Annotated in this window: 22 protein-coding genes; 6 read left to right on the top strand and 16 right to left on the bottom strand. The window is 61.2% G+C overall.

Annotated elements, in window-relative coordinates; genetic code table 11:
* Positions 1 to 13: 13 nt before the first annotated feature.
* Together BKX98_RS14845 and BKX98_RS14840 are read right to left on the bottom strand one after the other, a co-directional pair.
* Positions 14 to 361: a cupin domain-containing protein gene (locus BKX98_RS14845; protein WP_143181148.1), complete on the bottom strand. Its 348-nt coding sequence runs from the start codon at positions 359 to 361 to the stop codon at positions 14 to 16.
* A gap of 512 nt (positions 362 to 873) precedes the next feature.
* On the bottom strand, positions 874 to 1683 hold the full coding sequence (locus BKX98_RS14840) for a hypothetical protein (RefSeq protein WP_143181147.1): 810 nt from the start codon (positions 1681 to 1683) through the stop codon (positions 874 to 876).
* Positions 1684 to 2186: 503 nt separating this feature from the next.
* Here BKX98_RS14840 and BKX98_RS14835 point away from each other — a divergent pair.
* Entirely contained in the window at positions 2187 to 2978 is a 792-nt protein-coding gene (locus tag BKX98_RS14835; RefSeq protein WP_073707828.1) for a MerR family transcriptional regulator, read from the top strand.
* Between the two features lie 47 nt (positions 2979 to 3025).
* Here the strand turns inward: BKX98_RS14835 and BKX98_RS14830 are convergent, their stop codons facing one another.
* Positions 3026 to 3232: a helix-turn-helix domain-containing protein gene (locus BKX98_RS14830; RefSeq protein ID WP_038993340.1), complete on the bottom strand. Its 207-nt coding sequence runs from the start codon at positions 3230 to 3232 to the stop codon at positions 3026 to 3028.
* A 227-nt stretch (positions 3233 to 3459) separates the two neighbouring features.
* Between BKX98_RS14830 and BKX98_RS14825 the strand changes: the two genes are divergently transcribed.
* Positions 3460 to 3942 (top strand): Lrp/AsnC family transcriptional regulator, encoded by a 483-nt coding sequence (locus BKX98_RS14825; RefSeq protein WP_073707827.1) that lies wholly within the window; start codon positions 3460 to 3462, stop codon positions 3940 to 3942.
* Between the two features lie 74 nt (positions 3943 to 4016).
* Here BKX98_RS14825 and BKX98_RS14820 read toward each other — a convergent pair whose 3' ends face one another.
* Both BKX98_RS14820 and BKX98_RS14815 read right to left on the bottom strand, forming a co-directional pair.
* Positions 4017 to 5162: an MFS transporter gene (locus BKX98_RS14820; RefSeq protein WP_158024708.1), complete on the bottom strand. Its 1146-nt coding sequence runs from the start codon at positions 5160 to 5162 to the stop codon at positions 4017 to 4019.
* 62 nt (positions 5163 to 5224) lie between these two features.
* Complete coding sequence (locus tag BKX98_RS14815; RefSeq protein WP_038993337.1) at positions 5225 to 5629, bottom strand: low molecular weight phosphatase family protein; 405 nt, start codon at positions 5627 to 5629, stop codon at positions 5225 to 5227.
* A gap of 168 nt (positions 5630 to 5797) precedes the next feature.
* Between BKX98_RS14815 and BKX98_RS14810 the strand changes: the two genes are divergently transcribed.
* On the top strand, positions 5798 to 6046 hold the full coding sequence (locus BKX98_RS14810; protein ID WP_073707825.1) for a hypothetical protein: 249 nt from the start codon (positions 5798 to 5800) through the stop codon (positions 6044 to 6046).
* Positions 6047 to 6169: 123 nt separating this feature from the next.
* On the opposite strand, the gene BKX98_RS14805 is transcribed toward BKX98_RS14810, so the two are convergent.
* From BKX98_RS14805 to BKX98_RS14795, 3 genes are all read right to left on the bottom strand, one after another.
* On the bottom strand, positions 6170 to 7693 hold the full coding sequence (locus BKX98_RS14805) for an APC family permease (protein WP_073707824.1): 1524 nt from the start codon (positions 7691 to 7693) through the stop codon (positions 6170 to 6172).
* A 153-nt stretch (positions 7694 to 7846) separates the two neighbouring features.
* Positions 7847 to 8719: a universal stress protein gene (locus BKX98_RS14800; protein WP_073707823.1), complete on the bottom strand. Its 873-nt coding sequence runs from the start codon at positions 8717 to 8719 to the stop codon at positions 7847 to 7849.
* 3 nt (positions 8720 to 8722) lie between these two features.
* A complete protein-coding gene (locus BKX98_RS14795) occupies positions 8723 to 10150 on the bottom strand; it encodes an NAD(P)/FAD-dependent oxidoreductase (protein ID WP_073707822.1) in 1428 nt (475 codons plus the stop codon).
* Between the two features lie 105 nt (positions 10151 to 10255).
* On the opposite strand from BKX98_RS14795, the gene BKX98_RS14790 reads away from it, so the two are divergent.
* Positions 10256 to 10903: a TetR/AcrR family transcriptional regulator gene (locus BKX98_RS14790; protein WP_038993333.1), complete on the top strand. Its 648-nt coding sequence runs from the start codon at positions 10256 to 10258 to the stop codon at positions 10901 to 10903.
* A 2-nt stretch (positions 10904 to 10905) separates the two neighbouring features.
* The gene (locus BKX98_RS14785) at positions 10906 to 11115 is read left to right on the top strand and encodes a hypothetical protein (RefSeq protein WP_083586954.1); all 210 of its coding nucleotides are present in this window, start codon (positions 10906 to 10908) and stop codon (positions 11113 to 11115) included.
* On the opposite strand, the gene BKX98_RS14780 is transcribed toward BKX98_RS14785, so the two are convergent.
* The 8 genes from BKX98_RS14780 to BKX98_RS14745 all read right to left on the bottom strand — a co-directional run bounded on the left by BKX98_RS14780 (position 11112) and on the right by BKX98_RS14745 (position 17023).
* Positions 11112 to 11300, bottom strand: a complete 189-nt coding sequence (locus tag BKX98_RS14780) for a hypothetical protein (protein ID WP_038993331.1) — start codon at positions 11298 to 11300, stop codon at positions 11112 to 11114. The genes BKX98_RS14785 and BKX98_RS14780 overlap by 4 nt on opposite strands.
* A gap of 164 nt (positions 11301 to 11464) precedes the next feature.
* Positions 11465 to 11836 (bottom strand): hypothetical protein, encoded by a 372-nt coding sequence (locus BKX98_RS14775; protein ID WP_073707820.1) that lies wholly within the window; start codon positions 11834 to 11836, stop codon positions 11465 to 11467.
* Positions 11837 to 12195: 359 nt separating this feature from the next.
* On the bottom strand, positions 12196 to 12441 hold the full coding sequence (locus BKX98_RS14770) for a hypothetical protein (protein ID WP_073707819.1): 246 nt from the start codon (positions 12439 to 12441) through the stop codon (positions 12196 to 12198).
* A gap of 199 nt (positions 12442 to 12640) precedes the next feature.
* Positions 12641 to 13129, bottom strand: coding sequence for an Lrp/AsnC family transcriptional regulator (locus BKX98_RS14765; RefSeq protein WP_052254055.1), 489 nt, complete (start codon positions 13127 to 13129; stop codon positions 12641 to 12643).
* Positions 13130 to 13281: 152 nt separating this feature from the next.
* A complete protein-coding gene (locus BKX98_RS14760) occupies positions 13282 to 14538 on the bottom strand; it encodes an MFS transporter (protein WP_073707818.1) in 1257 nt (418 codons plus the stop codon).
* Between the two features lie 7 nt (positions 14539 to 14545).
* Positions 14546 to 15679, bottom strand: a complete 1134-nt coding sequence (locus BKX98_RS14755; RefSeq protein ID WP_073707817.1) for an NAD(P)/FAD-dependent oxidoreductase — start codon at positions 15677 to 15679, stop codon at positions 14546 to 14548.
* Positions 15680 to 15997 (bottom strand): bifunctional 3-phenylpropionate/cinnamic acid dioxygenase ferredoxin subunit, encoded by a 318-nt coding sequence (locus BKX98_RS14750; protein ID WP_038993327.1) that lies wholly within the window; start codon positions 15995 to 15997, stop codon positions 15680 to 15682.
* Between the two features lie 96 nt (positions 15998 to 16093).
* Complete coding sequence (locus BKX98_RS14745; RefSeq protein WP_073707816.1) at positions 16094 to 17023, bottom strand: N-acetylglucosamine kinase; 930 nt, start codon at positions 17021 to 17023, stop codon at positions 16094 to 16096.
* A 171-nt stretch (positions 17024 to 17194) separates the two neighbouring features.
* Here BKX98_RS14745 and BKX98_RS14740 point away from each other — a divergent pair, with 171 nt between their 5' ends.
* Positions 17195 to 18328, top strand: coding sequence for a mandelate racemase/muconate lactonizing enzyme family protein (locus tag BKX98_RS14740; protein ID WP_038993325.1), 1134 nt, complete (start codon positions 17195 to 17197; stop codon positions 18326 to 18328).
* Positions 18329 to 18354: the final 26 nt, after the last annotated feature.

Below are 18354 nucleotides of genomic sequence, written 5' to 3'. Positions count from 1 at the left end.
GCAACTCTAACTACTATGCGCTGAGGAAGGTCACCGTAATGCGCGCCGGGATCTGCGCGTACACCGCGTGAAGGACGTTGGCTTCAACGAAGATGCTACCCCCAACAGCCAACGGGTAATTGCATCCCTCCACCGTGAACTCGATTTCCCCTTCAATTACAGAAACGATGATCGGGGTGCGCGCTACGTGCTCTTTCAGCTCAACATTTGAGTCGAAAGCTATTTCCGTAACCTGTGCTTTCTCGCCGGCAAAAATTCTCTTGGCCGAATACTTTCCTGGCTTGATTGGATTGCGTTCGGCATTGCCCGCAGCTGACAACGAAATCAGCTCGAATTCTCCGCCCATAATATTTTCAGTCAAGGCAATTCCCGTCTTTCGGTGTGATTGAATCCACGTCGAATTAACTACCAGCATGCTCCTTTTTCGATCCGGGAGCCAACTGCCGCTTGATTCCTATCGCCCTTTGCGTTGCTGCCCGTCGTGTCGACAGCCGCCAATAGAAGCAACGTATTGATCTCGACGCAGTGACACTCATTCAAGGCCCACGGCGTGCCGGGTTCCTGCCAAGATCCACGCTCGAATCAAGACGCTGCTTCACCTTCTCGCATTGCAGAGTCGCTCACTTTGGTTCGCAGTCTAGAGATTCTCGTCTTGGCCTTGGAAGCTGCCGTCGGGCTCTCTCCTGCCAAGGTAACTGCAGTGTCAGGCGCGCATCATGCCTCGGCGTTGCTCCTGGCATGCGTAGCAAATTTCGAGACTTCGCTAGCGTCAGTATTTCAGTATTCCCGTCATAGAACACACATGCTTGCCACTTCCGAGGGATCGCAACACCCAATTACTCAGCGACCGCATCGTCGTTTGCCGGGAGCCTCCTAGCGTCGCCGAACTTTGCGCACGATCAGCAGCACGACGCTGGTCAGCATGGCAGTGGCCAAACTGACCAGAAGAGGAGTCTGCCACGGAACATCCAGAACGCTCCCGGTGAATTCTTTCCAAAAGGAGCCAATAGAATCCCAGCCTGTTGCCTTCGATTCGATAACTCGAGCGGTGCTTTCCACAACGGCCGGCATGACCCATTGGATCGCCAGCGCGAAGACCCACATCAGCAGGTTCATGATTCTCAAGAATCCGACGAAGCCCAAAATGAGGCCGAGGAGCAGCGGCCCGGCATACCAGAGGTAGACATAGTAGGACTGGGCGCCGGCAACGAGCGAAGCGATGATCTGCAGCCAATAGCTCACACCCACCGTTAGCGTCGCATAAAACAGCACCGCTACGGGCAGCCGCAATTTAGTAGCCAGGAAGTACCAGGCTTGGCTGATCAGCAGCAGGCCCCCGAATACCCAAAGATGCCGGATGGATGCTGAGGACAGTTTCCCGCCCAAGAGCCCGGGCTCCACTGCGAGAAGGCCTTGGAATCCGAGACCCAAAAGCCCCAGGATCATGCCCACGGCTGTCACGACAGTGAACGCTGTACGCCCATACCCAATGCGCCGGGCAAACCAGCTGCCCCAGAGGGTTATGACGGAGAAAACTACCAACAGCCCTTGGGCGTCGTCGCTGGCATGCGGGAGAATCGACCGGTCTTCTTCCCCAATCCACAACCACGGCAACACAACGATCGCAGTGATCAGCAATCCAGCGACCAATTGCATCCACCAGTTGTGCCAGATGCGTCTCATTGAACCCACTCTTACTCCTCAGTGTTCCTACGCGCTCATTGTTCCAGAGCCAGCGCGGAGCATCGCGAATGCCGGCAGGCGTTTCCCCCAAGTTGCTCCAGACAGCAGACTCCCGCACCGGGAACTGTGCCGGGAACGCCAGATGGCCCGTGCGCATTCCACCCAACTGGAATGCCCACGAGCCATCTGGACTACTGCTTTCACCGTGCCTTGGCGTGGGTGGCCACTGCTCCTGGATTGCGTAAATGCAGGTGGTTTACGTCATCAGGCGGTCTTCGTTGAATTCGGCGGTAACCCGTTCAACTTTCTCTACTTTCAGTGAACAACACATAGATCACCGTGTGCAATAGGCAAGAATGCAATTAGTCAATATGATCAACTGGACAAGAAATATATCGCGATTATTCGCCAATTTGCCGTGAGAGCTGAATCACAAAAATCAGTTTGAACCTGCCAGCAAAGCACTTGACCTTGACGTAACGTCAACCAGTAGCGTGGTAGCCATGAACGATTCAACTGGCCGTCGGAAACAAGTCCACCACTCGATCGCACAGGTCTCGAAATCCGCTGGAGTCAGCAGCCGCACTTTGCGGCACTACGACCAGATCGGCTTGCTGGAACCTGATCACGTGGCCGCCAACGGGTATCGCTTCTATACCGACAGGCAGCTGGTGCGGCTCCAGCGGATTCTCTTGCTGAAGCAGTTGGGCATGAAGCTGGAAACCATCGCTGAAATCCTGGACGAGCAACGCACTGAATTAGCCGCGCTGCGCACCCACAAGGAACAGCTCCACAGGCAACGTGAGGCGCTGGACCGGCAAATCGCGGCCCTGGATCACAGCATTTCAACACTAATTACAGGAGGAACAATGGAACCGGAAAAGAGCTTTGACGGCTTCAACGAGCAGTACAAGCACGAGGTATCCGCACGCTGGGGCGCCGACGCCTACGAAACATCTAATCGCTGGTGGCGCTCCGAATCAGGAGACGAGCAAAGCGCATTCATGGAAGAGGTCAAAATCATAAACCAGGCCTGGATCGAGGCAGGCAAGAATTCCGTCCCAGCAGACAGCGTCGAAGCCCAGGAACTAGCCGCTCGCCATGTGCGCTGGCTTCAGAGCGCCAAGGGCACCCCGCTGGATTCCGGTGATCCGGCCCAGCGCAAGGCATATATCTGCAATCTCGGCGAGATGTATGTGGCTGATCCGCGGTTTGCAAAGAACTACGGCGGATATGCCGAACTCGTTCGCGATGCGTTGCAGATTTTTGCCGAACGCACTATCCAGCTCGACTAGCCCGTGGCTGTTTCCGATGCGCTCGGGAACAGCCGCGGCCAGCGCTGTCAGCTATGGGTTTCGTTCGCAATATCCTCGCGGGCCTGCGCGTACCGCTCCTGGATATAGTTCTCCAAGGCGACGCGTTCCACGCGCCACATGCCGCGCCCGCCTATTTGGATGGCCGGCAGCTCGCCACTTTTCACGAGAGCCCGAACCTGCGGCAGCTTCACATTCAGTTCCTCTGCCACGTCTTCCAACCGCAAAAACCTCATATCAACAGGTTACTGTGATTAGCGTCCATTTGATCCCAGCCTGCTGAATTTGTGGATAAAGGATGGCATTCCGCCCGGCCATTCGCCCTAGTGGCCGCAGTAGCCGAGTCGCGCGCAACAATATCAGCCAATCCGCGCAACACATTTGGGATCCACTGGTCATTTTGACTAAAATCTAGGTTGGCACCTATGCACGCGCAACACAACCTGTCCCAGGAGACCACCACATGAATTCGGATACGTATCAGCTCGATGAAACCGACCGGCGTATCCTTACGGCACTCGATGCAGATCCGCGCGTGCCCATCATGATGCTGGCCCAGCAGCTGGGACTTGCCCGCGGCACCGTGCAGACCCGTTTGGAACGTCTGGCCCATTCAGGCGCCCTGCGTCCGAACACCTCGCGAATCCTTCCAGCGGCCATGGGCCGAGGCGTCAGCGCTTTCGTGAGCGCCGAGTTGAACCAGGCCAGCTTGAATGAGGCCATCGCCGCGCTGCGCCAGATCCCTGAAGTTCTCGAGTGCGTCGCTCCTGCCGGCGATACCGACCTCTTGATTCGCGTGGCCGCGACCGACCCGGATGACCTCTACCGTGTTAGCGAAGAGATCCGCTTGTGCCCGGGCATAACCCGCACTTCGACCTCGATGATCCTGCGCGATGTCATCCCGTTCCGCACCACCGAGCTGCTCAAGAAGCTGAGCAAGGACTGAATCCAAGCGAGTAACGGGCAGAATCGCCAATCCCGTTGCCGGCACCGAAAGGTCGCCGGCAACGGCGTTTGTTTTTATGAGCTGGATGGCACTTCCTGGAGCTTGGCAGCGGGCAGGTATTTCGCCGAGCGGAGCACCTGCAGCATTGACAGCACGCAGAGCACAGCAAGCATCGAGATGAATAACGCCGGGTGCGCGACCGTCCGCCAGAGTGCAAAGAATGTCGGGAAAGTGAAACCGATGAAACAGCACATGTAGAACCTGCCGGTGAGCTTGCCAACGTCCGCGCTGCCGGCAAGATCCAGGACCTGGCTCAGCCCAGCAACCAGCAAGATGCCATTGGCAGAACCGGCCACGGCGAAGGCAATGATTCCCAGGATTTCTGAACCGCTGAGCGACACGGCGATCATCAACAGCAGCGCCGCCAGCGAGGTAGCCAGCCCAGCCATGATCAGCCTGATCTTGCCCAGGTCCTTGAATCTCTTGACGAATGGCTGGATCACTGTGCCCATGCCCATGGTGACCGCGACAGCCAAGGTGGTGTAGAACAGGCTGGACTCGCCCGCACCACTGCTCAGCGCGGGGACTACCGCAAAGCCTGTCGCTGCCATGCCGAAGACCCATGGGGCTGCGGGCAGGACAACACGGTAGAACCGCTGGAGGTTTGCCGGGGTTGTCGCTTCACCCCGCGAACTGCGCCCTGCTGGTTCAAGCGCAGGAGCTTCACGGGTTGTGAACATCAGCAGCAGCCAGGCATAAGCAGTGGCGGCATGAACGATATACGCCAGTTCCGGGCTGCCGCTGGCTCCGACGATGGCCCCTGAAATGACCGGGCCAAGGGCGAATCCAAGCGATGTGCACAGCGCGGCGCGCGTTGCACCGGCGGCGCCGGGACTGAGCAATTTCACCCAGCTGGTGATGGCGACCATGGCCAAGCCCATGCCGAAGCCGGTGAAGATGCGGCCCGCATAGAGGCCGGACTCGTGAAGCGATCCGACCATGAGCCCGAAGGATCCCAGAATCGAGCAGGCCAGGGCGAGCAGCGAGAAAGGCTTGCGTCCGTATTTGTCGGCCCAGGGGCCGCCGAATGCCAAGGCAGGGATCATGCCTGCCAGGTAGCTGCCCATGACCAGCATCGCCTCGAACTCGCTGAGTTCGCGGAATTGCTGATACCAGCTGATCAGCGAAACGTACTGGTTGGCGCACCATCCGGTAAGCACCAGGCACACGCCGGGAAGCCACCACGGAGTTGTCTTACGGGCAGCATCGAGAACAGTAATTTCTACCGCTCCAGCTCGTGGAACAGTTCACGCACGCGGTCGGCGATCTCATCGCGGATCATGTTCATCCGTTCCGCACCGGTGATGCCGTCTTCGCTGGGTTCATAGGTGACCCAGCGTTCGGTCTTAATCGACGGATCGAATTGCGGATTCGCGTCGGTTCCAAGGATCACCACGCGGTCGACTTGCTCGACAACGCGCGGATCAATGGCCTTGGGCGTGCCCTGGGACATGTCGGCGCCGGCCTGCGAGAGCGATTCAACCGCTTCCTGGTTGATGCCCGAACCTGGGTTGGTTCCAGCCGAGTAGCTGGTCACCTTCCCCTCAGAAATGTAGTCCATCAATGCGGCGGCCATTTGCGATTTGCCGGCATTGCGGGAGCAGATGAAAAGTACCGAGTTAGCCATGAACCTATTGAACCATTGACCCGCAGGTTGGTGGCCTTTCAACGGAAAGGTTGCGAAATGTGCCGTGCCGCGCCCCATTACGCAAGATCGTTGTCCTGCCGCTATGGCTAAAAGCTGTGGATGTGGCTACGGTTATGACTACTCAGCCCACGGCAACAGGAGGAAAAGGTGCTCGCAGCGCATAAGAAGATCATTGTCACCGGCGTAGTCGTGATGCTGATTGGTGTTCTCCTCAGCAGCTTCATTCCGGCCTTGATGTCGTGGGGCCTGAATTCCGGCTATGGCGGAACCCTATTGGCCAGCGTCCCGCTGAGTTTCATTAACGCATTGATCAGTAACGCGCTCACCCCGTTTGGCGCCGTGCTGGCAGCCATCGGAGTAGCCCTGCACATGGCCGGGGCCAAATCCAACGTCTAGTCCCGTTGCTGGCCTGAGCTCGCGGAACCTAGAACTGCGGTAGTTTGCTGCCCTCAAGCAGCAACCCCAATGACCGGCCCATGATCTGCTCATGGGCGGGCCATTGGGTTTGCGGCTCTTGTGCTACTTCAGCAGCTTGCGGGTCCTGATGGTTTCACCCCTGAAGAATGCAGGGTTGCGCAGGCGCATCCACAGCATGATGGCCACGCCGAGCAGCAGCACGCCAACCCCGAGGATGAACACCATGCCTACTCCCCCGATTTCGGAGCCCGAGCCGTACTCCGGATTCATGGATTCAATGGCAGTGGCAAAGAACATCACCAGCAGCACGATGCCGCCGATCAACGGCGCCAAGAACTTGCAGAAGAAATTCCGGGCATTATCGAACAGCTCACCGCGGAAGTACCAGACGCAGGCCAACGCGGTCAGCCCGTAGTAGAAGCAGATCATCAGGCCCAGTGCGGTGATGGTATCCCATAGCGCGTTCTCCGAAAGCAGCCGGGTGATCACATAGAAGCCGGCAGCTGCCGCGGCGGCAGCGAAGGTCGCCACCGACGGGGACATGAAGCGCGCGGAGATCTTCGCGAAACTGGAGGGCAGCGCCTTGTAGTAGCCCATGGCCAGCAAGGTGCGCGCCGGCGAGACCATAGTGGACTGCAGCGAGGCAGCCGAGGAAGACAAGATGGCCAGGGACATCAGCATGGCCAGCGGGCCCATGATCGGACCGGAAAGCACAGCGAAAATCGATTCCTGGTTCTCCGGGTTGCCTGCGCCCAAACCGGTGGTGCCCACGCCGGCCCAGTAGATCACCCCGAGCGACACGGCCAGGTATAGCGCGATGATCACCAGCACTGTCCAGGTGGCACCGCGTCCGGGAACCTTCTTCGGATCGGTGGTTTCCTCGTTCATGGTCAGCGTGACATCCCAGCCCCAGAAGACGAAGATGGACAGCGAGATGCCCGCGGCGAAGGCCGAGAAGGTATCGATGCCGGCGGGGTTGAACATCTGCCAGGTAATCGGCGTCGGATCATTGGGCTGGCTGGAGGTCAGCGCCATGATGGCAAAGAGCAGCAGCACCGCGACCTGGAACCCGACCAGCACGTACTGGAAGACCTTGGTGGCGTTCATGCCCCGATAGGAAATCCAGGCGGCCACCGCAATGAACACCAGCGTGGTGGGAATGTTGATCCACAAGTTCGTGGTCAGCTCGGCAATCCAATCCTGCCCGGTGAGCTGGGCAAGGAGGATGTAGAAGAAGTCCACGGCCACGGCCGCCAGATTGGAGAGCACAATCACCGTCGCGGCGATCAGGCCCCAGCCGCCCATCCAGCCGATCATCGGCCCGAAGGCACGTGTCGCCCAGGTGAAGGAGGTGCCCGAATCCGGCATGGCGCTGTTCAGCTCGCGGTAGCCCAGGGCCACCAGCAGCATCGGCAGGAAGCCGGCCAGCAGGATCGCCGGCAGGCTGGTGCCGACTTCGGCCACGGTGGCGCCGAGCCCCGCGGTGAGGGTGTAGGCCGGGGCGATGCAGGAGATGCCGATAACGACAAGTCCCAGAACGCCCACGGTGCCCTTGGGCAGTCCTTTTTCGTGCAGTCCGCTCTCGGAGCGTGCAGGCGGCGATGCCTGCCTCAGGTCTTGCGACATGGTGGTTGCCTTCAAACTTTCAGCGGGGTGTGCGTGCGTCGGCTACAAGTACCGAGCCACCTTCCGTCAGGGGTCAGTGAGGCGCCGTCCGCGCAGTTTCGCGGCAGGCGTCCGGGGAATATAAGGGGTGGTGCAGGATTTTTGCGGTGTTTCCTAGCGGGCCGCATCAAGGGTCGGGATGACGCCGATGGGCACGTTGAGCTGGCCGAGTATCCGCTGGGCCTTGGGCCCGATGAATAGACGGCGCGGAGCGGCCAGCCGGGCGGAACCGAGCAGCGCCAGGTCCCCGTCCTGCCAGGACAGCTGGGCCGTGGCTTCATCCAGTCCCTGCCCGGAGACCACCTCGATGGCCGCATCCAGGCCCAGGGACTCGGTCAGTTCCTCCAGATAGCTGCGGGTCTTGGCCAGGTGGTCGCCCAGCTCTTGCTCGGAGTTGGCCAGCTCCGCCTGGGAGATGAGCGTGGCCACGCGCAGCGGCAAAGCGCAGGCGGCGGCGATCCGCGCCGAGAGGCCGATGACCTCGCGTGCGCCGGGCCGGTCCCCGACGAAGGCGGTCAGCCGGGTGATCTTCCCGTTGGCCGCGCGCAGCGTGGCCAACGACGCCGGCGAGGACATGAATACTGCCATCGGCGATGAATGCAGCAGCGCGTTGGCAATCGCCCCGGGGCTGAAGAAGCCGGCGCGGTGGCGCTTGCGCCCGCCCAGCACAATCCCGTGAGCCCCGAATTCCTCGCCCAGGGCGATGAGCCCCTCGGCCACCGAGGGCACCGAGCGGGCTACCGCCGAGGCGGCGATGCCCTCCGGCACCAGGGCCAGGGCTTCGGCCGCCCAGCGGTCCACCTGGGCGGAGAGGATGGTGGAGAATCCATGATCCCCGCCGGGGTAGACCGCATTGAACGGGGTGGAGGCTGGCAGCACGATGGCGATCTTCAAGGATGCATCGCGGGTGCCAGCCACCAGGGCGCTGGCCAGTTCGATGGCTTCGGCACCGCGCTGGTCAGCGGTGTAGCCTACAAGCAATTTCATGGCTTAGGCGTTCGCCTCTTCCTTGGCACCGGTCAGCGTGGCCACCCCGTCATAGCTCTGGTCGTAATCGGTGCCGTCCAGTGCGGCAATGATGCGTGCGGCCGAGCGCCGGCCCATGCGCACCGCGCCGTCCACGTGCTGGAACCCTTCGCCGGCCAGGTCGGAGGAGGAGAAGTAGATCGGTCCGACATTCTCGTTCTGCGCCGGGCCGAAGCGGTGCAGGCCGCCCAAATCGTAGCTGGTGGCGTAGGCTCCGCGAGTCCATTCCTCGGCGGCGAAGTCCGAGAGGTAGAAGACCTTGGGATCCAGGGCCTTCTCCCCCAAGTAGCCGGCCATGGACTTGAGGATCTCCGCGCGGCGCTGCTGCTCGTCCAGTTCCCACATGGCGTCGGCCTTCAGATCCGAGATGAAGCCGACCAGGGTGCCGGTCTCTTCGCCGATGTAGGTGTTGTCGTAGATTTCCTGGACCAGGTTGGCCGGACCGAAGCAGGTGCCGGAGAGCCCCTCTTCGCGCCAGAACGGGGTGCCGTAGACGGCGTGCACCTTGATCACCAGGCCCATGGACTGGTGCTGGTGGGTGACCTGCTGCTTGCGCGGCAGCGCCGGAACGTAGGAGATGCGCGAGTACAGGTTCGGCGGCACCGCCAGCACGGCCTTCTTGGCCGAGACGGTTACGCTGCTTCCGTGGGCCACCACGCCGCCGTCGAACCATTCGAGCTTGAGCACCGGGTTGCCCAGGAAGACGATGTCCTCGCCCAGCTTTTCGGCCAGGGTCTTGGAGACGCCCTGCATGGTGCCCACGATGCGCCGGTCCAGGATGAAGTCCTCGTCGACCAGGTTGTCGAAGGAGCCGGCCGAGGACGCCATGAGCACCGCCTGCAGCGCGGAGAAGGTGTGCGCCGGCTTGGTGAGCATGCCCCCGGCGATGAACAGTCCCACGTTGTTGCAGGCCAGTTCGTCGGCGGAGTGCTGGCGCAGGAAGTGGTGGAAGGAGATCTTGTCCAGTTCTTCGGCCTGCGGGTGCTCCCATGGCCTGTCCGGATCCATGCCAGCGGCCAGTTCGTTCATCAGCGCTACCAGCTTGTCCATTTCGGCTACGGTGCTGGCGGCTACCGGGAAGTCCTCCCCTTCGTAGGCGATCCGTTCGCCGTCCTCGGTGAGGTAGACGCTCTTGCCGGCCTTGTAGCGTTCGAAGGTCTCGATGCCCAGCTCGTTGATCAGCGAGTAGAGTCCGGTCTGGTCGGGGCTGATCCACTGGCCGCCGATTTCGATGGTCGCCCCGTCCATCTGCTCGGTCCAGGTGCGGCCGCCCACGCGGTCGCGGGCTTCGAGCACGGCAACGGACTTGCCTGCCTTGCTCAACTCATAGGCCGCTGTCAGCCCCGAGGGTCCCGCACCGATGACGACGACGTCGCGTTCGAGATGTTCCATGATCGCTCCCTTGCACAATTAAATGAATATGGTTCATTTACCTGTCATATAGCATAGGGTACGAACATCCAGTTGTGAAGCACCCCACGTCAGGAAGAGGTCCGCATGAGCGAAACGGAAGCGAGACGAGCCGGGCGCCCACGCAAGGCGGTGCTGAACCGGGAGCGCATCACCGAGCATGCGCTGGAACTGGTTTCCGGGGACGGCTACGAGTCGCTGACCATGCAGCGGCTGGCAAAGTCCCTCGGCGTCTCGCCCTCGGCGCTCTACAACCACGTCGATTCGAAGCACGACCTGCTGCAGTGGATCCAGGAATGGGTCATGGCCGATATCGACACGTCGGTCTTCGATGAGGCGGGCATCAAGGAAGCGCTGCTGAAGTGGGCTACGAGCTACCGCAACGTCTTCGCCCGGCACATTCCGTTGATCCCGGTCATTGCGGTCCTGCCGGTCACCGATTCACCGCGCACCCTGGGCATGTACGAGCGCGTGGCCGAAGCACTGGCGGACTTCGGCATGGCGGAGAACGAGATCGTGCCGACGATTGTCGCACTGGAGTCGTTCATTTTCGGCTCGGCCATGGACACCGCCGCGCCCCATGACATTTTCGATACCAGCAACCACCAGGATCTGACTCCGCATTTCACCAGGGCCGTGGCGGCGCAACGCCGCTCGAAGCTCGATACCAGCGATGATTCGTTCCAGCGCGGGCTCGCGGCTCTGGTATCCGGCCTGCTGGCCAACGGAAGCTGATCATGGATAAAGAGCCGAAGCCGCGGATCACCGGCAAGCAGTGGGCTTCCATTGCACTGGTGGCTATTGCACTGGTCTTCATCCTGCAGAACCTGACCTATGTGCGCGTGGAATTCTTCCTCTTCCACACCGCCGCGCCGTTGTGGCTGATCCTGCTGATCACCTTGGCGGCAGGCTACGCCATCGGGCGGTTCTCCAAGCGACGGAACTAGTCGTCGAGGATGGCCCACTCCCCTACTTGCTCGTTGTCGGAGTCGTAGACGTCCTCCTGGGCGCCGGCAACGATCGGATACATCGTGATGTTCGTCGACCAGTCCCGCAGAATCTTCTGCAGCTCTTCCAACGGTTTGAGCTGCATGTTCTCGGTATCGAAGTTGACTTCCAAAACAAAACGCATGGCCTGCTCCCATCCTTGTCGGTTGCCGCCATCCTATGCCCGCAAGGCCAGAAATACGAGACTTGCCGCAAGTCCCAAGGCAGAACCGATGCCAATCGGGGACGCACGAAAAACGGGACCCCGAGTTGCCCCGGGATCCCGTCTTCTGAAAATGCTTGGGAAAGCTACTGTACAGCGCTCATGTAGCTCAGCGACTGGAGCGCTTCGTTGCCGCCGACCTTGTACAACGCCAGGACCAGGCCGCCGAACACGACGCCCATCAGGGCAGAAAAGCCAAGGGAGATCTTGACCAGCGAACGGACCTCGCCGCGGCTGATCTCGGCTTCATCGTTCAGGTAGCGAGCTGCGCCTTCGGTGAAGCTGGCTGCCGGGGTCAATGCGGGAACCGGAGCGGTGAGCAGATTCGAGGCAGTGTCGATTGCCCCGCTGCGCAAATAGGCAACAGTCATGCGGTTCTTGCGATCCTGGCGAAGCTTGACGATGTTGGCGCCGTGGCGTGCCAAGAGGATGTCTTCACCGAGTGGGATCGAGGCCATTGCTGCTGCTCCTAAAGAATTATCATTTTGCGCATTTCCAGTCATATCCATCATTTCCGACCATTTATCTATTGAGAAGTGGTTTGTTCAGAAGCCCACACGACCTTGTGATGCAATCCGCATGATTCTGGGGCTAAATCGACTTTTCTGGTGACGGGGAGCATAGTTTCCAATAATTGTTCCGGGTTAGTTATTGGCTGGTATTTCGTAGGTCACAGGGAATTGCGACTGATGACATTTCATGGATTATTCGTCGTCGATAAATGCGCAGACCAGCGCGTGAAATGGTTGGCGGCACGGCAGAGCCCCAGTCCAAAAGTGGACTGGGGCTCGGCACGATCAGCGCAAAGGGCCAAACCCTATGCGGTCTTCAGATCCTTGCCGTCCTGCTTGCGCTGGCGCTTCGCTGCGCGGATCTGCAATGCCAGGTCGTGGTTCGACAGGTCTTCCGGCGAGGCAACGCCGCGCTTGCGGGCCTTGGCAATCAGCGCCTGGCGGATTTCCGCCTGATGAGTGCGCTTGTACCGGATGACCAGCACAGCAGTTGCAACGGCCAGAACAATCAACGTCACCACTGCGGTGATCAGAGTTGCGTCAAAATTCATGGACTTCTCAACCTCCCCATTCATTCAGTCGCAGCTGCGGCAGGTTCCACTGCCGTGCTGGAGAACCGGTCCCCAGCAGCCAACGGGCCGCAGCCATGCTAAGAGAAGAACATCAAGTTTAGCATGTTTCTTCGAGCAATGCCGTGAGGCAGACCGCTCCTGCGAACATCGAACGGTCGAGAAACGGCAAGAATGCGGGTCAGAACTCTCCGCTGCCGTGTCCGTGTTCGAACACCAGCGAGGTCTGCGTCGTCGCGACTGCGGGATTCGCAGAAAGGTTGTCGAGCACGAACTGGCGCACGTCCGAGGAGTTGCGCACCGCGACGTGCAGGACGAAGTCGTCGGCACCACCGAGGAAGAACAGTTGCCGCACCCCGGGCTTGCTTCGCATGTCATTGGCGAAGTTCGACATCAGGTGACGGGCTCCGGGCCGGATCTTCACGAAGATCAGCGCTTCCAATTCGCGGCCCAGCACCGCCGGGTCCACTTCAATGGTGAAGCGCGAGATGACTCCCGAATCACGCAAGGCGTTCAAGCGCGCCAGGCAGGTCGACGGCGCGATGCCCAGCTCTTCGGCCAGGGAGTTGTTGGTCCGCCGCGAGTTCTTCGCAAGCAGCGCCAGCAACTTGCGGTCAATGCCGTCAAGCTGCGTCGCACGGCTTTCCCGTCCTGGTTCGTTCAGTGGCATTCGGCCGCACCTGCTCCTCGTTATTGCGGATCGCTGGATTCATCATACGACCTCGGATGGCGCCCCTTGGCGCTTTTCCCCACCAGTTCCCGGCGACGCGCAGCTTCCTTGCCGGCGGGCTGCACGATGCCGCAAGCTGGTTGGCCCAGGATTTACGGAACGCTCTTGATCTGGCGTACCAGCACGGCGCCGAGGAGGCTGATCACCACCGAGCACAGGAACAGGGTCGGGTAGCCGCCAAACCAGGTCACCGTCAGCCAGGCGATCAGCGGCGCGACCACCTGAGGCAGGGAGTTGGCAATGTTGATCATGCCCAGGTCCTTGCCGCGAGAATCGGCATTCGGCAAAACCTGGGTCAGCAGCGCGAAGTCCACCGCCAGATACGCGCCGAAGCCGATGCCCAGGAGCACTGCGGCGATGATGGCGGTGGTGAACGAGGTAGCGAAGGTGAGCACGCCTGCCGCGGCGGCCACGATCACCGAGGAGAGGATGACGTATTTCTTGCGCTTGCCATCCTTGTCCGACAGCTTGCCGGAAATCACCGAGGAGAAGATGACGCAGAAGGCGTAGATCGCCGTCAGCACCAGCACTCCCTGAGCCGGCTCCGGATGCTTGATGGCGTCCTGCAGGAAGAACAGCAGGTAGACCAGGCAGAGCTGGCAGCCCAGATACAGCAGGAAGCGGGTCAGCCAGGCCCAGCCGAAATCGCTGTGCTTGACCGGGTTGATCCAGAAGCTGCGCAGGAATTCCAGCGGCTTCAGCGGCTCCAGCGCGCCCTTGGGCAGCGCGACGTCTTGGCGCATCAGCACGAAAGGGATGGAGCAAAGCGCCACGGCGGTTGCGACAATCGCGTAGCCGAAGACCAGATTGCTGGCAGCGACCATGCCGATCACTGCACCGATCAGCGAACCGCAGGTTTGGCCTAGGGCCACCAGCCCGCCAACCATGCCGCGCTGCTCCACCGGCACCTTGTCCGGGATGGCCGCGAAGATGGCTGCCAATGCTGCATTGCCGGCCGCTTGCATCAGCGCCCAGCCGATGACCAGCGTGCTGACGGTGTGCGCCGTCGACATCAGCAGCAGGGCCAGTGCAGCGCAGATTGTTCCGAAGAACACCCACGGAATGCGCCGCCCGAATTTCGAGGTGCTGCGGTCGCTCAGGGCGCCGAACAGCGGGTTGGCTACCAGCGAGACGGCCGCGCCGACACCGGTGACCAGCGAAAGAATCGCATTCTTCTGGCTGGCGTCCAGCTGTTCGGCGTGCAAGCCGAGCAGCACCTGGATCGGTGCGAAGAAGCCGACATTGATGCCGATGTGGACAATGACCACCGCGGCGATCCAGCCGGGGCCAACTCGTTTGATGGGCGTCCGCAGGGCCGCGGGAACGTCCATCGGTTCGGCTGCACTCATAAGTTTCCTACCGGCCTAACTCGCGCGGACCCACGGTTGGGTCCTTCAATTGTTCAATGCTTGGAGTGGCTGACTTGGCGATCAGCCGTTTCACTGCCTTGGCCATCAGGCCTCCATCGATCATCGAGGCTGACACCAATGAGCCATTGGCATCGAGACCGAAGACCATCTGGATCTTGCCTCGCCGGTTCAGGCGGGTCACGGTGCTGGCGGCCTGGCTGAAGTCGCCGACCGTTTCCACGTGCATTTCGTGGCGGTCGCTCCAGAACCACGGTACCGATCGCTGCACAGCGGCAGTGCCCATGATCGTCGCCGCCGCCTGGGCTGCATCTTCCATCGCGGCTTCCCAATGCACGGTGCGCGGCTGGTTTTCTTCCCGGGCGGCGTCGCCGATGGCCAGCACCTGCGGGCAGCTGAGCGACCGCTGCTGCGCATCCACCAGGATCCCGTCATCCACCTCCAGGCCCAGCTGCTCGGCGAGCGCGGTTTCAGGTTCGACTCCGATGGCCGCCACGATCAGCTCTGCCTCATGGCGCTGGCCGTTGACCAGGACATGGTTCGGACCGAGCTCCGTGAGCGCACCGGTCACGGTGGTGATGCCGTGGTTGGCATGGTCTGCGTGCAGCTGTTCGGCAAGCTCCTGGCCCAGCACATGGGCCAGCGGCGCGTTGGAGTTGGAAACCAGGGTGACCTGCGCGCCGAGCATCTTGGCGGTGGAAGCGAATTCGGCCCCGACCAGTCCCGCTCCGATGACCAGCACTCTCTGGCCGAACATCCCGGATTCCAGGACCTCGGAGATCCAGGCCGCGTCGGCCGCGCTGTGCAGGCTGCGCGCGTGGTGCCCGCCGGGGATCTCCAATGCCTTGGGCCGGGTGCCGGTCGCCAGCACCACCCAGTCATCGGCCGCCTGAGGCAGCTGCAGGCGCTCCACCTCTTCCTGGATCAGCCCGACATTATTGCCCTGGTACCAGGACACCGGCGCGAAGGGTTCTGCCTGCAGGGACTTGCTCAATGGCGGGCGGTCGTACGGCAGGCCCTGGGCATCGCTGATCTTGATGGATCCGGAGTAGTTCTGCTGCACCAGGTGGCGGGCCAGAGCGTATCCTGCGACCCCGCCCCCGATGATGTGCACGGAAGGCATTTAGACTTCAAGCTCCAAGAAGCCATCCACAACGTTCACCGTGTAGGTCCGGGCATCTACGGTAGCTGGCATGCACAGCACCTTGCCGGTCTTCAAGTCGAAGCTCGATGAGTGCAATGGGCACTCCACCGTGCAGTCTTCGATCCAGCCATCGGAGAGCGACGCGACTTCGTGAGTGCATTCATCCTGCAGGGCATAGAAGTTGCCGTCTTCGGCGTGGAAGATCGCGATGTCTTCGCTTGCGCCGCTGTCTTTGGCTTCAACCAGCAGCGATTCGCCTTCTGGGACAAGATCTACGGGACCAACTCGGAAACTCACGATGACTCCTTAATAATCACTAGGTTCTGAGCTAATCTTGTCACTTATTGTTTGCCAGCACCTATTTGATGGCCCGTGTTCACCGCTGTCCACGACTTACTGTTGCGCACGAAAGCGCGATACGAGCTGATGCAATGGGTGGTCCTCCGGCAAGAGCGCCAGACCTTGGGCCCCATCCAGCCCATTGCCCGTCGAGTCCTGGACGCTTGCAGCCGGGATGAGCAGCTGCAGCTGCTGCTCGAAGCTGTTCCTGACGTATTCCCCGGCGAGCACTCCCCCGATGGCCGCGATTGGAAGCGGTCCTGCGCCCCGTTCCAATCCCGCGCGGCGCACTGCCGCCGCGGCGGAACAGGCCAATTCCTCTCCAGCCCGCGCGCAGATTTCGGCGGCTACGTCATCGGCGGCCGCCAGCCGGGCAACATTCTGCGCGAAGGCGGCTACGGTTGCCACCTTGTTGGGCATGGCCTGCAGCTCGATGTACGCCTCGGTCAGGTCGGGCCAGAGCTGAGCGAGCTCTTCGGTCAGCGCGGTGGCTGGCCCCCTACTGTCGAAGCCCCGCATGGCGGCGCTCATTGCCTGCTGGCCAATCCAGTAGCCGCTGCCGGCATCTCCCATGATGTAGCCCCAGCCATCGACTCGCGCAACCGAGCCAGGGCCCACCGCCAGGGTGACAACACCGGTTCCGGCGGCAACGACCGCACCTTGGCGGTCGCCCAGTGCTCCGAGATAGCTGGTCACCGAATCATGCGCCAGCGCAATATCAGTGATCTCTGGGGATCCAATGAGTTCAAAGAGCTGCCGTGCGTCGTGTTCGGCTTTCACCAGACCGGTAGTGCCGACACTGATGGTCGTGAATGCCCTGGGGTTCTCCGCTATCGCCTGCTTGATGACCCGCGCCAGTTGCGGCAGAACCGGTTCGCTGGTTTGCACGCCGGGAAAGCGCAGCTCGTTGATCTCGCCGCGGTGTTCGAAGCGGATCTTGATCCCGGTCTGACCGCCATCTACTGCCAACACTTCTTGAACCATTGATGTTCTCCCTTTGCGCTTGCCTTCAGCCTACTTCGGCGCTGGAACGTACAGGATCCTGAACATGGAAAACCGGCAAACGATGGTAATTCAATATCTTGTATTACAAGTTTTAAACTTGTAACATAACTTATGCCACGTTTCGCCCACACCACTCGCAGGAGTCAAACCATGAGCTACACCCCGGACGCCATCCGCCACGTCAAGCTGTCCACAGCACGGCTTCCACTGGCCACCCCCATTTCAGATGCGAAGGTCTTCACAGGCCGCCAGAAGCCCATGACAGAAGTGGTCTTCCTCTTTGCCGAGATCTTGACCGAACAAGGGCATGAAGGCTTCGGATTCTCCTACTCCAAGCGGGCGGGCGGACCAGCACAGTATGCCCACGCCAAGGAAGTCGCCCAGACGATGATCGGCGAGGATCCCAACGACATCGCCAAGCTCTACACCAAGCTGCTGTGGGCCGGCGCTTCGGTGGGCCGCTCCGGCGTGGCCACCCAGGCACTGGCGGCGCTGGATATCGCGCTCTACGACTTGAAGTCCAAGCGCGCCGGACTGCCGCTGGCCAAGTTCCTCGGATCGCACCGCGACTCGGTACGCACCTACAACACCTCCGGCGGTTTCCTGAACGCCAGCATAGAAGAGGTCAAGGATCGGGCGACCCAGTCCATCGAGGAAGGCATCGGCGGCATCAAGATCAAGGTCGGCCTGCCGGACAACGCCGAGGACTTGCGCCGCGTCGCCGCGGTCCGCGAGCACATCGGCCCGGATGTCCCGCTCATGGTCGACGCCAACCAGCAATGGGACCGGGCAACCGCACTGCGCATGGGGCGCCGGCTCGAAGAATTCAACCTCGTCTGGATCGAGGAACCGCTGGATGCCTACGATGCCGAGGGACACGCAGCATTGGCCGCCGCGTTGGATACGCCGATTGCCACCGGTGAAATGCTGGCTTCCGTATCCGAGCACGAACGCCTGATTTCAGCACGCGCCTGCGACATCATCCAGCCCGACGCTCCGCGCGTTGGCGGCATCACCCAGTTCCAGCGGCTGGCAACCCTCGCCGACCAGGCCGGCCTGGACCTGGCACCGCACTTCGCCATGGAAATCCACCTGCACCTGGCGGCGACCTACCCCCGCGAACCGTGGGTGGAGCACTTCGACTGGCTCGACCCGCTGTTCAATGAGCACTTGGAAACCAAGGACGGCCGGATGCTGCTGCCGCAGCGTCCAGGGCTGGGCTTCACGCTCAGCGACCAGGCCCGCGCCTGGACCACCGAAACCGCTGAATTCGGCACCGCCTGAGTGCCCGGACTCCCGCGCCGGAACCG

Source organism: Glutamicibacter sp. 0426, from assembly GCF_001906485.1.
GTDB lineage: Bacteria > Actinomycetota > Actinomycetes > Actinomycetales > Micrococcaceae > Glutamicibacter > Glutamicibacter nicotianae.
The sequence above is the reverse complement of the archived record's forward strand: the minus strand, read 5'-3'. Positions and strand labels throughout refer to the sequence as shown.

Bases quoted from the DNA above. Each gene is read 5' to 3' on its own strand.
- BKX98_RS14840 (WP_143181147.1), bottom strand. From the start codon at position 1,683: ATGAGACGCATCTGGCACAACTGGTGGATGCAATTGGTCGCTGGATTG.
- BKX98_RS14835 (WP_073707828.1), top strand. From the start codon at position 2,187: ATGAACGATTCAACTGGCCGTCGGAAACAAGTCCACCACTCGATCGCA.
- BKX98_RS14830 (WP_038993340.1), bottom strand. From the start codon at position 3,232: ATGAGGTTTTTGCGGTTGGAAGACGTGGCAGAGGAACTGAATGTGAAG.
- BKX98_RS14825 (WP_073707827.1), top strand. From the start codon at position 3,460: ATGAATTCGGATACGTATCAGCTCGATGAAACCGACCGGCGTATCCTT.
- BKX98_RS14815 (WP_038993337.1), bottom strand. From the start codon at position 5,629: ATGGCTAACTCGGTACTTTTCATCTGCTCCCGCAATGCCGGCAAATCG.
- BKX98_RS14805 (WP_073707824.1), bottom strand. From the start codon at position 7,693: ATGTCGCAAGACCTGAGGCAGGCATCGCCGCCTGCACGCTCCGAGAGC.
- BKX98_RS14800 (WP_073707823.1), bottom strand. From the start codon at position 8,719: ATGAAATTGCTTGTAGGCTACACCGCTGACCAGCGCGGTGCCGAAGCC.
- BKX98_RS14795 (WP_073707822.1), bottom strand. From the start codon at position 10,150: ATGGAACATCTCGAACGCGACGTCGTCGTCATCGGTGCGGGACCCTCG.
- BKX98_RS14790 (WP_038993333.1), top strand. From the start codon at position 10,256: ATGAGCGAAACGGAAGCGAGACGAGCCGGGCGCCCACGCAAGGCGGTG.
- BKX98_RS14785 (WP_083586954.1), top strand. From the start codon at position 10,906: ATGGATAAAGAGCCGAAGCCGCGGATCACCGGCAAGCAGTGGGCTTCC.
- BKX98_RS14780 (WP_038993331.1), bottom strand. From the start codon at position 11,300: ATGCGTTTTGTTTTGGAAGTCAACTTCGATACCGAGAACATGCAGCTC.
- BKX98_RS14775 (WP_073707820.1), bottom strand. From the start codon at position 11,836: ATGGCCTCGATCCCACTCGGTGAAGACATCCTCTTGGCACGCCACGGC.
- BKX98_RS14770 (WP_073707819.1), bottom strand. From the start codon at position 12,441: ATGAATTTTGACGCAACTCTGATCACCGCAGTGGTGACGTTGATTGTT.
- BKX98_RS14765 (WP_052254055.1), bottom strand. From the start codon at position 13,129: ATGCCACTGAACGAACCAGGACGGGAAAGCCGTGCGACGCAGCTTGAC.
- BKX98_RS14760 (WP_073707818.1), bottom strand. From the start codon at position 14,538: ATGAGTGCAGCCGAACCGATGGACGTTCCCGCGGCCCTGCGGACGCCC.
- BKX98_RS14755 (WP_073707817.1), bottom strand. From the start codon at position 15,679: ATGCCTTCCGTGCACATCATCGGGGGCGGGGTCGCAGGATACGCTCTG.
- BKX98_RS14745 (WP_073707816.1), bottom strand. From the start codon at position 17,023: ATGGTTCAAGAAGTGTTGGCAGTAGATGGCGGTCAGACCGGGATCAAG.
- BKX98_RS14740 (WP_038993325.1), top strand. From the start codon at position 17,195: ATGAGCTACACCCCGGACGCCATCCGCCACGTCAAGCTGTCCACAGCA.